We start from the raw sequence: 15,286 nt of genomic DNA on the forward strand, positions 1-15,286 counted from the left end.
GCACATGCCCCCCCGAGGTTTAAAGCGTTGGATCGCGGCAGTTATCTCAGCCTTCGATCTCGATCAGGATTTCGCCAGGATTCACCCGGTCGCCCTTAGCCACATGGATGGCGGTGACCTTGCCGGCAATCGCTGCCTGAACTTCGGTTTCCATCTTCATCGCTTCGGTGATCAGCACCGCCTGACCAGCCTTGACGGTGTCGCCTTCCTTGACCAGCACATCGACGATGTTGCCCGGCATGGTAGTGCTGACGTGGCCCGGTGCCGACGCCTGCTTGCGTTTGCTGCTGCCTCCGCCGACGAATTCGTTGAGCGGTTCGAACACCACTTCTTCCGGCATGCCGTCGATGGACAGGTAGAAGTGACGCTTGCCTTCGGCCTTCACACCAACACCGGTGATATCGACCCGGTAGGTTTCGCCGTGGACGTCGATGACGAACTCGGTCGGCACGCCTTCGCCGCCAGCCTTCGCCACACCACCGGCCTCAGGGATCGGCAGCAGCACTTCCGGAACCAGGGTGCCGGCGGCACGCTCTTCGAGGAACTTGCGGCCGATGTCCGGGAACATGGCGAAAGTCAGCACGTCTTCTTCGGACTTGGCCAGCGCACCGATGTCGGCACGCAGCTTGGTCATTTCCGGCTTGAGCAGATCGGCCGGACGCACGTCGATCACCTCTTCGCTGCCGATGGCCTGACGACGCAACTTCTCGTTGACCACGCCCGGCGCCTTGCCGTAGCCGCCTTGCAGGTACAGCTTCACTTCGTTGGTGATGGTCTTGTAGCGCTCGCCGGCCAGCACGTTGAAGAACGCCTGGGTGCCGACGATCTGCGAAGTCGGGGTCACCAGTGGCGGGAAACCAAGGTCTTCACGCACCCGCGGGATTTCCGCCAGCACTTCGGCCATGCGGTTCAGTGCGCCCTGCTCTTTCAGCTGGTTGGCGAGGTTGGAGATCATCCCGCCCGGTACCTGGTTGACTTGCACGCGGGTATCGACGGCGGTGAACTCGCTTTCGAACTGGTGGTACTTCTTGCGCACGGCGTAGAAGTACAGACCGATTTCCTGCAGCAGCTCCAGGTTCAGACCGGTGTCGTACTCGGTGCCTTTGAGCGCAGCAACCATCGACTCGGTGCCCGGATGGCTGGTGCCCGAGGCGAAGCTGGAGATCGCGGTATCAATGTGATCGGCACCGTTTTCGATGGCTTTCAATTGGCACATCGCCGCCAGACCCGCCGTGTCGTGCGAGTGGATGAACACTGGCAGCGACTGCTCGGCTTTCAACGCACGGACCAGTTCACCGGTGGCGTATGGCGTGAGCAGACCGGCCATGTCTTTGATCGCCACCGAGTCGCAACCCATGGCTTCCATCTGCTTGGCCTGCGCCACGAACGCGTCGATGGTGTGCACCGGGCTGGTGGTATAGGCGATGGTGCCCTGAGCGTGTTTGCCGGCAGCCTTCACCGCTTCGATCGCTACGCGCAGGTTACGCACGTCGTTCATTGCGTCGAAGATGCGGAACACGTCGATGCCGTTGACCGCTGCCTTGGCAACGAAAGCTTTGACCACGTCGTCGCTGTAGTGGCGGTAGCCGAGCAGGTTCTGCCCGCGCAGAAGCATTTGCAGACGGGTGTTGGGCAGCGCGGCGCGCAGTTGGCGCAGACGCTCCCACGGGTCTTCTTTCAGAAAGCGCACGCAGGCGTCGAACGTCGCACCGCCCCAGCACTCCAGCGACCAGTAGCCGACTTTGTCGAGCTTGTCGCAGATCGGCAGCATGTCTTCGGTGCGCATGCGAGTGGCGAGCAGCGATTGGTGAGCGTCGCGCAGGATGGTGTCGGTTACGAAAATTTTCTTGGACATTGTTGTATTCCTCACAGGCCTGCGTGGGCGGCGATGGCGGCGGCGATGGCCAGAGCCAGCTCTTCGGGTTTGCGCTTGATCGAGTAGTTGGTCAGTTCCGGGTGGCTTTCCACGAAGCTGGTATTGAACTGGCCGCTACGGAATTCCGGGTTGCGCAGGATTTCCTGGTAGTACGCGGCGGTGGTTTTCACGCCTTGCAGACGCATGTCGTCCAGCGCCCGCAGGCCACGGTCCATCGCCTCTTCCCAGGTCAACGCCCAGACCACCAGTTTCAGGCACATCGAGTCGTAGAACGGCGGAATGGTGTAGCCGGTGTAGATCGCCGTGTCGGTGCGCACGCCCGGGCCGCCGGGGGCGTAGTAGCGGGTGATCTTGCCGAAACTCGGCAGGAAGTTGTTTTTCGGATCCTCAGCGTTGATGCGGAACTGCAACGCGAAACCACGGTGCTGGATGTCTTCCTGCTTCACCGACAGCGGCAGGCCGGAGGCGATGCGGATCTGCTCACGAACGATGTCGATCCCGGTGATTTCTTCGGTGATGGTGTGCTCCACCTGCACCCGGGTGTTCATCTCCATGAAGTACACCTCGCCCTCGGCGAGCAAAAACTCCACGGTACCGGCGTTCTCGTAGCCCACAGCCTTGGCCGCACGCACCGACAGGTCGCCGATGTAGGCGCGCTGTTCCGGGGTCAGTTGCGGGCTCGGGGCAATCTCGATCAGCTTCTGGTTGCGGCGCTGGATCGAGCAGTCGCGCTCGAACAGGTGCACCACATTGCCGAAGCTGTCACCGAGGATCTGCGCTTCGATGTGCTTGGGATTGACGATACATTTTTCCAGGAACACTTCTGCCGAACCGAAGGCCTTGGTCGCTTCGGAGATCACCCGAGGGAAGTTCTGTTCGAGTTCTTCGCGGCTGTTGCAGCGACGAATGCCGCGCCCGCCACCACCGGAGGTGGCCTTGAGCATCACCGGGTAACCGATTCGGTCGCCCTCGGTCAGGGCTTCTTCGATACCCGACACGTTGCCTTCGGTGCCCGGGGTGACCGGCACACCGGCCTTGATCATGCTGCGCCGGGCTTCGGTCTTGTCGCCCATGCGGCGAATGACTTCTGCCGACGGGCCGATGAATTTGATTCCACGTTCGGCGCAGATGTCTGCCAACTCGGCATTTTCCGAGAGAAAGCCGTAACCGGGGTGCAATGCATCGCAACCGGTTTCCACCGCCAGGTTCACCAGCTTGCGCGGGTTGAGGTAGCCGGCCAGTGGCTCGGCACCGATGCTGTGGGCTTCGTCCGCACGCTTCACATGCAGGGCATGGCGATCGGCGTCAGAAAAAATCGCTACCGAGCGAATGCCCATCTCGGCGCAGGCTCGCACAATTCGTACGGCAATCTCACCACGGTTGGCGATCAGGATCTTTTTTATCACTTGGAAATTCCCTTGAGCCGGTGGCACCACGACCTGCTAGACCCAGGTCGACGCGTGACTAAATGTTTCAATTTAGTCGCAGCCCCACACTAGCCCTCACAAGGGATTAACAAAAATGAATAAAAATTGGGTCAGGCATAAGCAAAGACTTATAGTTAAACCATCAGCCTGCCGTCAGAGCCCATAAAAAATGCGTAAGTCCTTGATGCGTATGACATTACGCCAATTGCAGATTTTCAACGAAGTGTGTGATTTACGTTCCTACAGCCGCGCAGCCGATGAAATGTCTCTGACACAACCGGCCGTCAGCCTACAGATTCGTCAGCTGGAAGAGCTGATCGGGCAACCATTATTCGATTATGTCGGCAAAAAACTCTACATGACCGAGGCCGCCGAAGCCCTGCAGCGCGCCAGCCGGGATATCTTCGGCCGCCTGGAAAACCTCGACATGCAGCTGTCGGACATGCAGGGCTCGCTGCAGGGGCAACTGAAACTGGCGGTGGAATCCAGCGCTAAATACTTCGTGCCGCATCTGTTCGCCGCGTTCAAGCGCCAGCATCCGGAAGTGAATCTGCAACTGACGGTGGTTAACCGTGGCCAAGTGATCCGCCGCCTCTCCGACAACCGCGATGATCTGGTGATCATGTCGATGGTGCCACAGGACATGGGCCTGGAGTTCCTGCCGTTTCTCAATAATCCGATTGTCGCTGTCGCGCGTCCGGACCATCCGTTGGCACACATGGGGCCGCTGCGCCTGCAGGATCTTGAGCCTTACACACTGCTGATCCGCGAACCGGGTTCGGGCACGCGACTGGCCTGTGAAGAGTATTTCAAGGAGAAACGCGTGCACTTCACCCAAACCCAGGAAGTGGCCTCGGCTGAAGCCCAGCGCGAATGCGTAGTGGCGGGTCTGGGCCTGGCGCTGTTGACGCGCCACGCCCTGAACCTGGAGCTGGCGACCGGCGGCCTGGTCGAGCTGCCGGTCGAAGAGTTGCCGCTGTTTCGCAGCTGGTGCCTGGTGCAAGCCAAGGCCAAACGCCTGTCACCGGTGGCGCACGCCTTCCTGGCGTTTATCCGCAGCGAACGGGTGCAGATCAGCGCGCTAGTTGAACGCTTCGACGGGAAGCTGCGGGCGCTGCCTGCCAGTAGTTGAGTTCGATGTCCTCGGGAAAATCGCTGATTTCGCTTTGAAGCTGACGAAGTTCGAAGCGATCTTCGATCGCACGACGGAATTCCATGCGACGCTGGTCTTCCTGCTGACGACGGGTTTTCGCGGCGCTGTTGCGTTCTTCGTAGGGCTGAGCCATTTCGAGTCTCCCAAGGCGAGTACGGGAGTTTCACGATAGGCGTGGGGGATGACGGTTTGGCTGCGCGGGGATGACAGTGCGATGAAACTTTGCCGATTGCGGTGCTATTGAGGACGCTTTCGCGAGCAAGCCCGCTCCCACATTTGATCTCGATATGACACAAAATCTGTGGTCACCAGAGATCCCCTGTGGGAGCGGGCTTGCTCGCGAATAAGGTCGGAACGACCTTGCTTTAATCGTCCAGAGCTTTCACGGCCTTGGGGGATAGCCGCAAGCTGCGCAGGCTGCGCTTCACGCTCTTCAGGTGATTGACCAGACTTGGCCCGCGCGCCATGGCCACGCCCATGGCCAGCACGTCGATCACCACCAGATGCGCGATTCGCGAGGTCAGCGGCGTATAGATTTCGGTGTCTTCATGCACATCGATCGCCAGGTTGACGGTCGACAGCTCGGCCAGCGGTGTCTGGCTCGGGCACAAGGTGATCAGCGAAGCGCCGCTCTCGCGAACGAGGTTGGCGGTGATCAGCAGATCCTTGGAGCGCCCGGACTGAGAAATGCAGATCGCCACATCGGTCGGCTTCAAGGTCACCGCCGACATCGCCTGCATGTGCGGGTCGGAATACGCCGCCGCCGTCAGCAGCAGACGGAAAAACTTGTGCTGCGCATCCGCCGCCACCGCGCCTGACGCACCAAAGCCATAGAACTCGACACGCTGGGCCTGGGACATCAACGTCACCGCACGCTGCAATTCCACCGGATCGAGCTTCTCGCGAACCTCCATCAGAGTGTGCAGGGTAGTGTCGAAAATTTTCAGGCTGTAGTCGGCGACCGAGTCGTCCTCATGGATCGCGAACTGACCGAAGCTGGCACCAGCGGCCAGGCTTTGCGCCAGTTTCAGCTTGAGATCCTGAAACCCGGAGCAGCCGATGGCCCGGCAGAAACGCACAATGGTCGGCTCGCTGATGCCGACGCTGTGGGCCAGGTCGGCCATGGAACTGTGCATCACGGCCGCAGGGTCAAGCAGCACGTGGTCGGCGACCTTGAGCTCCGACTTGCGTAACAGGTGACGTGACTGGGCGATGTGTTGCAGCAGATTCAAGGGGCTGGACTCTTCTTATGGGCAAGGATGTAGCACGCTTGTAGTTATACTACATGAATTGGCTTTTTGCCTGCTCAATGCGTAACTCCATGTCCCCGTATCAGGCGCGATGGAGTGCATGTAGCCCTTAAAGCGGATTTCCCTGTTCGCGCAAAAGCCCGGCCAGACGCTCAGCCTCCACTGGGCGACTGATCAGATACCCCTGCACTTCGTCGCAGCGTTCAGCACGTAAAAATTCCAGCTGTTCTTGCCGCTCGACGCCTTCAGCCACCACTTTCAACGACAGCCCGTGCGCCATGGCAATGATCGCCCGGGTGATCGCGGCATCCTCGCTGCCCTGCCCCAGTCCGCGAATGAACGCCTGATCGATCTTCACGTAATCCACCGGAATTCGTTTCAGGTAACTCAGCGACGAATAGCCGGTGCCGAAGTCATCGATCGCCAGCTTCACCCCCAGATCGCGTAATTGCTGGAAGGTCGCGATGATGTGTTCGACGCTGTCGAGCAACTGGCTTTCGGTAAGTTCCAGTTCGAGGTAATGCGGTGCCAGCCCGGTTTCTTCCAGCACCTGGCGCACCAGACTGACCAGTTTGCCCTGACGCAGTTGATGCACCGACAGGTTCACCGATACCCGAATCGGCTCCAGCCCTTGCCGCTGCCACTCGCACGCCTGCCAGCAGGCCTGGCGCAGCACAAACTCGCCGATCGGGCCGATCAGTCCGGTTTCCTCGGCCAGACCAATGAAGTCCCCCGGCGGCACCCGGCCCATGCTTGGATGATCCCAACGCACCAGCGCTTCCGCCGCATTCAGGCGCCCGGTTTGCAGGCACAGCTTCGGCTGGTAGAACACCTTGAGCTGCTTGTCTTCGATGGCTTTGCGCAGTTGGTTTTCCAGTTGCAGGCGCTCAAGGGTACTGGCCTGCAGGCTGTCGGTGTAGAACTGGAAATTGTTGCCGCCCAGATGCTTGGCGTGTTGCATGGCCATGTTCGACTGACTGACCAGCGCAGAGATTTCCCGGGCGTTGTCCGGCAGCATGCTGATGCCCATCGAGGCGCTGACCACCAGTTCATGCCCTTCGACCGTCAACGGCAGGCGCAGCTTGCTCGACAGCCGCGTGGCGACCCGCGCCAGGCTCGACAGGTTGCCGTAGGCATCGAACAACACGGCAAATTCATCACCGGACAGTCGGGCGATGGTGTCGGCCTCCGGCAAGGCGTTGACCAGACGTCGGGCCATTTTTTGCAACAGCTGATCCGCCACCTCGTGGCCGAGGCTGTCGTTGAGCAACTTGAAGCGATCGAGATTGATGTGCAGCAGCGCCAGACTGCGGCGCCCGCCCTGACGCACGCGCTGATGGGCTTCGTGCAGGCGTTCGCGGAACAGCGAGCGATTGGCCAGCCCGGTCAGCTCATCGTAATGCGTCAAGAAGCGCATGCGCTCTTCGGATTCGCGCCGTGCGGACAGATCGGCGAAGAAGCCGACGATATGACTGACGTTTCCCCGACTGTCGCGCACCGCGTTGAGCTGCAGCCACTGCGGATACAGCTCGCCGTTCTTGCGGGTTTCCACCAGTTCGCCCTGCCAACTGCCGTGCTGCTCCAGCGCGTGGCGGATCGCGACGTAGTGCCGCCGCGCATCACGACTGCATGGCAGTTCGACGACGTTGCGCCCGAGCATGTCTTCAATGTCATAACCGGTGACGCGGCTGAACGCCTGATTGATCGCGATCAGCGCGTAGTTCGGGTCGAGAATGACGATGCCTTCACTGGCTGCTTCGAACACCGTGGCCGCCAGTCGCTGCTGTTCTTCGAGGCTTTTGCTCGCGCTGATGTCGCGCCGGGTGCCGACCATGCGGATCACCCGGCCAGCGTCGCTGCGCTCCACGGCGCGACCGCGATCTTCGATCCACACCCAATGACCGTCGCCGTGACGTACGCGGTATTCGATCTGATAGTCCTCGGTGCGCCCTTTCAGGTGTTCGATCAGCGCCTGCTTGAGCCCTGGCACATCCTCCGGGTGCAGGCGTGGCTTGAGGTCGCGCAAGATCGCCGTGACGTACTCCGGCGCGAGGCCGAACAGTTCCTGAATCTGCGTGTGGTGGACTTCGTCGGTTTGCAGGTTCCAGTCCCACAGCCCCAGTTCACTGGCCTTCAACGCCAAGGCCAGACGGGCTTCGCTTTTGCTCAACGCCTGATTGGCCACGTCCAGTTCGCGACTGCGCTGGGCCACGCGATCTTCCAGCTCGATCTGCGCCTCACGCAATTGGCCTTCGGCACAGCGCCGCTGTTCGATCTCCTTGGCCAGCGCCTGATTAAGCTGCTCGCTGCGGTTCTGTGCTTGCTGCAGGTGCTCGATCAAGTGCTGATTCTGAAACCGTCGCAGCAAGCCGCGATCAATCAGCCGATTGACCTGCCACGCCACCACGCTTAGCGAACCGAGCAGAATCAGCCCGAGCCAGCCCCAACCGCGCGCCTGCTCATCACCGCCCCAGAACAGGTAGCCGATCGCCGGCAGCAGGCACGGCAAGGTAAAGGACAGAAACGCCGGCAGACTGACGGCGTAGGCAACGCTGGCCGATAACGTCGCGGCACCGATCAGGCCGAACACCCAGGCTTGCTGCATGAAGTTGTCGGCAGGCACCAGCGCGATGCCGGCGCCGGCCAGGGTCAGACCGGTCATGGTCGAGCCGAGCAGGAACATGCGAAACCAGATCGGCTGGGCCTGGCGATCCGGGATCGCCGAATCGAACGCCGCGACCTGAATCACCCGCAGTGCCACCAGCGACAACAACCAGACCAGCCAGATGCTGACCACGAAATAGCGCTGCGGGCTCCAGAGCAAAGCGGCGCAGACCAGACCATTGAGTAACATGAACATCGTCGGCAGCAGCGAGCCCTGATACAGCAGGCGCGTGCGTTCGACCGCCATTTCGGTGGCGTAATGCTTGCGGATGACCCGGGGTTCCACAGAGGGGCCCGACAGGTCTGAGCTGAGGGTCTTGTGCAATGTTGTTGTTCTTATAAGAGTGAGCATGGGCCCGAAACGTGGACGGAGCATACACAAGCCAACCCCGTTGCCAAACTGCTCCAGATCATAATTTGCCGGAAACTTTCCGCCGTCCGATCACTGGCAAAACCCGCAGAGTGAGGCGGGCCGAAGCCTGTAGCCAGTGACCGACCGGTCGTCATCGGCGGCACTTTCATCGGCTAATGCAAAGCTCGGTTTGCCCGGGCCTGCGGCGCACCCTAGAATGCCCCGATGCGCGATGATCTCTCCCTTCTGCTGAACTCCCTCAACGATGCCCAACGCCAGGCCGTAGCAGCCCCCGTTGGCCGTCAGTTGGTCCTGGCCGGTGCCGGCTCCGGTAAAACCCGAGTGCTGGTGCACCGTATCGCCTGGTTGATCCAGGTCGAAAACGCCTCGCCCCACTCCATTCTGTCGGTGACCTTCACCAACAAGGCCGCTGCCGAGATGCGTCATCGCATCGAGCAGTTGCTGGGTATCAACCCGGCCGGCATGTGGGTCGGCACCTTCCACGGCCTGGCGCACCGCTTGCTGCGGGCGCACTGGCAGGAAGCCGGGTTGAGCCAGACCTTCCAGATTCTCGACAGCGACGACCAGCAGCGACTGGTCAAGCGGGTGATCCGCGAGCTGGGGCTGGACGAACAGCGCTGGCCGGCCCGTCAGGCCCAGTGGTTCATCAACGGGCAGAAAGACGAAGGTCTGCGTCCGCAACACATTCAGGCCAGCGGTGACTTGTACCTGGCCACCATGCGCGGCATCTATGAGGCCTACGAGGCGGCCTGCCAGCGCGCCGGCGTCATCGACTTCTCCGAGCTGCTGCTGCGCGCGCTCGACCTGTGGCGCGACCATCCGGGTCTGCTGGCGCACTATCAGAAGCGCTTCCGCCATATCCTCGTCGACGAATTCCAGGACACCAACGCCGTGCAGTACGCCTGGTTGCGTCTGCTCGGCAAGGGCGGCGACAGCCTGATGGTGGTCGGCGACGACGACCAGTCGATCTACGGCTGGCGTGGGGCGAAAATCGAGAACATCCATCAGTACTCCTCAGACTTCCCGGATTCGGTGACCATTCGTCTGGAGCAGAACTATCGCTCCACTGCCGGCATCCTCAAGGCCGCCAACGCCTTGATCGCCAATAACACCGGGCGTCTCGGCAAAGAGCTGTGGACCGACGGCGGCGACGGCGAAGCGATCAACCTGTACGCCGCGTTCAACGAACACGACGAAGCGCGCTACGTTGTCGAAACCATCGAAAGCGCGCTGAAAACCGGCCTGGCCCGCAGCGACATCGCGATTCTCTACCGCTCAAACGCCCAATCGCGCGTTTTGGAAGAAGCCTTGCTGCGCGAGCGCATTCCGTACCGCATCTATGGCGGCCAGCGCTTCTTCGAGCGCGCGGAAATCAAGAACGCCATGGCCTACCTGCGCCTGCTCGAAGGCCGTGGCAACGACGCCGCACTGGAGCGGGTGATCAACGTCCCGGCCCGTGGTATTGGCGAGAAAACCGTCGAAGCGATCCGCGACCATGCACGCCACAGCGATGTGTCGATGTGGGAAGCGATGCGCCAACTGGTCGCCAACAAAGGCCTGACCGGTCGTGCTGCCGGCGCCTTGGGTGCGTTTATAGAACTGATCGAGAACCTTGCCGCCAAGTGCATGGAGATGCCACTGCATCTGATGACCCAGACCGTCATCGAGCAATCGGGGCTGATCGCCTATCACGAAGCGGAAAAAGGCGAGAAAGGCCAGGCCCGGGTGGAAAACCTTGAGGAGCTGGTCAGCGCCGCGCGCAACTTCGAGAACACCGAAGAAGACGAAGAGCTGACGCCGCTGGCGGCGTTCCTCGGCCACGCTTCGCTGGAGGCCGGCGACACTCAAGCCGACGAGCACGAAGACAGCATTCAGCTGATGACCCTGCACAGCGCCAAGGGCCTGGAATTCCCTTACGTGTTCCTGGTGGGCATGGAAGAAGGCCTGTTCCCGCACAAGATGAGCCTGGAGGAACCGGGTCGTCTGGAAGAGGAGCGCCGCCTGGCCTATGTGGGCATCACCCGTGCCATGCAGAATCTGGTGATGACCTATGCTGAAACCCGGCGCCTGTACGGCAGCGAAACCTACAACAAGGTCTCGCGTTTCGTCCGTGAAGTGCCGAAGGGGCTGATTCAGGAAGTGCGCCTGTCGAACAGTGTCAGCCGACCGTTCGGCGGCAACCAGTCGATGAGCGGCAGCAATCTGTTCAGCGGTAGCGAGATCCCGGAAACCGGCTTCAGCCTCGGTCAGGCGGTACGACATTCGATCTTCGGCGACGGCGTGATCCTCAACTTCGAAGGTTCCGGCGCGCAGGCGCGGGTGCAGGTGAACTTCAGCGAAGGCAGCAAGTGGCTGATGCTGGGATACGCGAAGCTGGAAGCCATTTAACGCCTTGCTCGATTGCTTCTATAGGAGTGAGCCTGCTCGCGATAGCGATTTATCATTCAATATATTTATTGTCTGACACGCCCTCATCGCGAGCAGGCTCACTCCTACAAGGCTTTGTGTCGGCTCATCTTTAAGGATATTTCCATGGGCTCAGGCTTCTTTTCTTCCTGGACATTCTGGGCCCTGCTCTCGGCGACTTTCGCCGCGCTGACGGCGATCTTCGCCAAGATCGGCATCGAAAACGTCAATTCCGACTTCGCTACCCTGCTGCGCACCATCGTGGTCCTGGTCAGCCTGGCCTTGATTTTGTACGCGACGGGCCAATATCAGTCATTGGGATCAATTTCCGCCAAGAGCTACTTGTTCCTGCTGTTATCTGGCCTGGGTACCGGCGCATCGTGGCTGTGTTACTTCCGCGCGCTGAAAGTCGGCCCGGCTTCGCTGGTCGCGCCAGTGGACAAGCTCAGCGTGGTACTGGTGGCGGTGCTCGGCGTGATCCTGCTGGGCGAGAAACTCGACCTGCGCCAATGGGGCGGCATCGGCCTGATCACCGCCGGTGTGGTAATGCTGGCGTTGCGTCGATAAGCAGGTTTCCCGCTGAACCTATCCCATTTTCCTACAGACAAAAGTACATGGCCTTATTGCTTCGATGGAGCTGAACCTAAGCTGTCAGGCAAAAGCCCGAAACACTCTCTCGCTAGCCAGTAACACTTCAGCTGTGCAACATGGCGCGCGTGTCTCCACAAACGGGAATTCCCTTTATGAAACGTTTTCTTAGCATCGCCATGGCGTTGTGCATCGGCCTGACGATGAGCCTCGACGCCAACGCCAAGCGCTTTGGTGGTGGCAAAAGCGCCGGCGCTGCGCCGACGCACCAGACCAGCACCAGATGGCTCCTTCTTCCCCAGGCATGGGCGGCGCAGCAGCGACCGCTGGTGCAGCCGGCGCTGCCGGTGCCGCGGCCAAGGCTGGCGGCGCTTCTAAATGGCTCGGCCCTCTGGCCGGTATCGCCGCCGGTGGCCTGCTCGCGTCCATGTTCATGGGCGGCGGCTTCCAGGGCATGCAGATCTTCGACATCCTGATCATGGCCGTGATCGCGTTCGTGATCTTCCGCTTCATCGCTGCGCGTCGACGCAAGCAGCAGGAGCACCTGGCTCCGGCCGGCGCGCCGATGCAGCGTGAAGTGTTCGAGCAGAAGCCTGCCGCCATGGGTTCGATCTTCGGTGGTTCGGCCGCGCCGGTTGCCGCTCGTCCGGTGATCAACGCACCGGCCTGGTTCAACGAGCAGAACTTCCTTGCCGCCGCGCGCAGCCACTTCCAGTCGCTGCAGCAGCACTGGGACGCCAACGAAATGGACAAGATTGCTGAGTTCGTGACCCCGCAAATGCTCGACTTCCTCAAGCGTGAGCGTGCGGACCTGGGCGACGGCTTCCAGTCGACCTACATCGACAACTTGCAGGTACAGCTGGACGGCGTGGATGATCGTGCCGACAAGACCATCGCCACCCTGACCTTCAGCGGCGTGTCGAAGACCTCGCGTTTCGACCAGGGCGAAGTGTTCAGCGAAAGCTGGAACATGGAACGTCCACAGGGCGAAAACCAGCCTTGGCTGGTGGCCGGTATCCGCCAGAACGGCTGATCCCCATCGCGTTACGCATGTGGTAATGAAAACCCCGGCCTCGGCCGGGGTTTTCTATTTCGCAGTTGCATCTATAGCGAGCTACTGTATAAACCGGCCCATATAAACCGCGCCATTCAAGCAAGAGGATCCCGGACGTGGAAGAAATCATCGAACAACTGCGCGAAGCCAACGAACCCGTACCGGTTCCCCTGGAGTTGCCCGACGAAGACCAATTGGTGGAGATCGAAGAAGAACTCTTCATCAACATCCCGTTCGTCTTCAAAGAGTTTCTGCTGACCGTCAGCGACGTGGTGTACGGCAGCCTCGAGCCGGTGACCGTCACCGACCCGCAATCACACACTTACCTGCCGGATGTCGCGGCCAACGCCTGGGATGCTGGCGTACCGCGCGACCTGATCCCGATCTGCCAGGACGGCGACAACTACTACTGCGTCGAAGAAGACGGCACCGTGGTGCTGTGGTCCGGCGAAGAAGAGCTGATCACCGAAGAGTCCTGGGAATCGGTGTGGCATTGGGCGCGGGATGTCTGGCTGGAGAGCTGATTCGCCAGACGCCCGGGTCGGTCAGTGCCCCGACGACTCCTTGTGGTTGTCGAGGGTCTCCAGCAGGGCCACCTGCATCCGCGTGTGCACGCGGATGAACCAGCGCCAGAGCAGCGCCGCCACGGCGGCCGCGACCACGGCGACCAGCACCAGCAACTTGTTGGTCGGCAGGATACTGGCCGACAAGGCTGCCAACAGCAGGAAGATCACCAGCAGCGAGAGGATCGGGATCACTTCGGAGATCACCCGACGCACTCGCTGCGTGTGACGCCCGGCCATCTCCGGCTTCACACCCATCTCCGCCAACAGCATCGACAACGCCTTGAGCTTGCGATACGCCGCAATCAGGAACGGCAGCGACAGCAGCAGCGCCCCGCCCCAGATCAACGCCTTCTGCCAGCTCGGATCAGTGATCCAGTCCTGCATCCACACCGACAACCGTCCGGCGAAGAACGCGCCGCTGAAGAAGATCGCGATCACCAGCGCCAGATTGACCCCGACCTGCAACAGGATCCGCCGGATCATCGCCGCCAGCATCGCGCCCTCGCCTTGCGGCTGAATGCTGCGCAGCCATTCGCCATACATGCCGAACACCCGGCCCAGACGCTTGGGCACTGCCGCCGAGAGCTTGATCGACAGCGGATCGGCCGCACGGATCAGATACGGCGTCAGCAGCGTGGTGATCACCGACACCGCCACCGCAACGGGATAAAGGAAGTTGCTGGTGACCTGCAGCGTCATCCCGAGCGCGGCGATGATGAAGGAAAATTCGCCAATCTGTGACAGCCCCATCCCCACACGCAGTGAGGTGCGTCCGTCATTGCCGGCGATAAACGCCCCGAGGCCGCAGGACAACATCTTGCCGAGCACCACCGCCACGGTAATGACTGCAATCGGCCAGGCGTATTGCAGCAGGATCATAGGATCGAGCATCAGGCCGATGGCGACGAAGAAGATTGCACTGAACAGGTCGCGAACCGGCTCGATCAGCCGTTCGATCTTCAGCAGCTGCCGCGACTCGGCCATGATCGCGCCGATCAGGAAGGCGCCGAGCACCATGCTGTATTCAAGCTTGACCACCAGCAGGCAGAAGCCGAAACACAAGCCCAGCACGGTGATCAGCAGCATCTCGTTGCTTTCGAATTTGGCGACATACGCCAGCAGACGCGGTACCAGCAAAATGCCGACCACCAGCGCGACGATCATGAACAGCGACAGTTTGCCGACCGTGGAGAACACTTCGCCGGAGCTGACCGTGCCGCTGACCGCGATGCTCGACAGCAAGGCGATGATGCCAATGCCGAGGATGTCCTCGACGATCAGTACGCCGAAGATCAGCTGCGCAAAGCGCTCGTTTTTCATCTTCAGGTCGTTGAGCGCCTTGACGATGATGGTGGTTGAGGAGATGGCGAGGATTGCGCCGAGGAACAGCGAGTCCATGGTGTTCCAGTCGAACCAGCGACCGATCTCGTAGCCAATCCAGATCATCAGGACGATTTCAAGGAACGCTGCGATAAACGCCGTGGCCCCGACCTTGAACAACTTGCGCAGACTGAATTCCAGCCCGAGGCAGAACATCAGGAAGATCACCCCCAGCTCGGCGAGGGTCTTGATGGTTTCTTCGTCGTGGATCAGGCCGAACGGCGGTGTGTGCGGGCCGATGATGAAACCGGCGACGATGTAACCGAGCACCACCGGCTGCTTGAAGCGGTGAAACAGCACGGTGACCACACCTGCGACCAACATGATCACTGCCAGATCCTGAATAAAGCTGATGGCATGCATGGTGTGGGCTCCTTGTATGACGTGACCCGCCGTCAGACTTCAGAAAGGTCTGAGCGAGTTGGGTAAAAATCCGCTTTTCGTGTAGGAATTGCCCTTGGGCAGGGCCTTTTGCAGGTTAACACCGCGACTTCCGGCTGGAAGGCGGTGCAATATAAGGAAACAGATCGGTCGCGGCGTGACGGCAGC

10 protein-coding genes and 1 pseudogene are annotated in these 15,286 nt (G+C 60.7%); 5 read left to right on the top strand and 6 right to left on the bottom strand.

What is annotated here, in order from left to right:
* Window positions 1-46: 46 nt before the first annotated feature.
* Window positions 47-1,855, bottom strand: a complete 1,809-nt coding sequence (gene oadA, locus E3Z29_RS02150; RefSeq protein WP_007962245.1) for a sodium-extruding oxaloacetate decarboxylase subunit alpha — start codon at window positions 1,853-1,855, stop codon at window positions 47-49.
* Window positions 1,856-1,866: 11 nt separating this feature from the next.
* Entirely contained in the window at window positions 1,867-3,282 is a 1,416-nt protein-coding gene (locus E3Z29_RS02155; RefSeq protein ID WP_027610345.1) for an acetyl-CoA carboxylase biotin carboxylase subunit, read from the bottom strand.
* 190 nt (window positions 3,283-3,472) lie between these two features.
* Between E3Z29_RS02155 and E3Z29_RS02160 the strand changes: the two genes are divergently transcribed.
* The gene (locus E3Z29_RS02160; RefSeq protein ID WP_027610344.1) at window positions 3,473-4,435 is read left to right on the top strand and encodes a LysR family transcriptional regulator; all 963 of its coding nucleotides are present in this window, start codon (window positions 3,473-3,475) and stop codon (window positions 4,433-4,435) included.
* On the opposite strand, the gene E3Z29_RS02165 is transcribed toward E3Z29_RS02160, so the two are convergent.
* From E3Z29_RS02165 to E3Z29_RS02180, 3 genes are all read right to left on the bottom strand, one after another.
* Window positions 4,377-4,589, bottom strand: coding sequence for a PA3496 family putative envelope integrity protein (locus E3Z29_RS02165; protein ID WP_134785031.1), 213 nt, complete (start codon window positions 4,587-4,589; stop codon window positions 4,377-4,379). The two genes, E3Z29_RS02160 and E3Z29_RS02165, sit on opposite strands and share 59 nt — an antisense overlap.
* Before the next feature lie 232 nt (window positions 4,590-4,821).
* Window positions 4,822-5,688 (bottom strand): transcriptional regulator HexR, encoded by an 867-nt coding sequence (gene hexR / locus E3Z29_RS02175; RefSeq protein ID WP_007962240.1) that lies wholly within the window; start codon window positions 5,686-5,688, stop codon window positions 4,822-4,824.
* 127 nt (window positions 5,689-5,815) lie between these two features.
* The gene (locus E3Z29_RS02180; RefSeq protein WP_177416182.1) at window positions 5,816-8,746 is read right to left on the bottom strand and encodes a GGDEF domain-containing phosphodiesterase; all 2,931 of its coding nucleotides are present in this window, start codon (window positions 8,744-8,746) and stop codon (window positions 5,816-5,818) included.
* Window positions 8,747-8,947: 201 nt separating this feature from the next.
* Between E3Z29_RS02180 and uvrD the strand changes: the two genes are divergently transcribed.
* The 4 genes and pseudogenes from uvrD (at window position 8,948) to E3Z29_RS02200 (ending at window position 13,315) form a co-directional block, all read left to right on the top strand.
* Entirely contained in the window at window positions 8,948-11,131 is a 2,184-nt protein-coding gene (gene uvrD, locus E3Z29_RS02185; protein ID WP_041073860.1) for a DNA helicase II, read from the top strand.
* A gap of 144 nt (window positions 11,132-11,275) precedes the next feature.
* The gene (locus E3Z29_RS02190) at window positions 11,276-11,716 is read left to right on the top strand and encodes an EamA family transporter (protein ID WP_027610340.1); all 441 of its coding nucleotides are present in this window, start codon (window positions 11,276-11,278) and stop codon (window positions 11,714-11,716) included.
* 176 nt (window positions 11,717-11,892) lie between these two features.
* A pseudogene (locus tag E3Z29_RS02195) lies at window positions 11,893-12,770 on the top strand (Tim44 domain-containing protein).
* A gap of 137 nt (window positions 12,771-12,907) precedes the next feature.
* The gene (locus tag E3Z29_RS02200; protein WP_024164487.1) at window positions 12,908-13,315 is read left to right on the top strand and encodes an SMI1/KNR4 family protein; all 408 of its coding nucleotides are present in this window, start codon (window positions 12,908-12,910) and stop codon (window positions 13,313-13,315) included.
* Window positions 13,316-13,336: 21 nt separating this feature from the next.
* On the opposite strand, the gene E3Z29_RS02205 is transcribed toward E3Z29_RS02200, so the two are convergent.
* A complete protein-coding gene (locus tag E3Z29_RS02205; RefSeq protein WP_097089419.1) occupies window positions 13,337-15,100 on the bottom strand; it encodes a cation:proton antiporter in 1,764 nt (587 codons plus the stop codon).
* Window positions 15,101-15,286 lie beyond the last annotated feature (186 nt).

Source organism: Pseudomonas sp. S150, from assembly GCF_004526365.1.
GTDB classification, from domain to species: domain Bacteria; phylum Pseudomonadota; class Gammaproteobacteria; order Pseudomonadales; family Pseudomonadaceae; genus Aquipseudomonas; species Aquipseudomonas putida_A.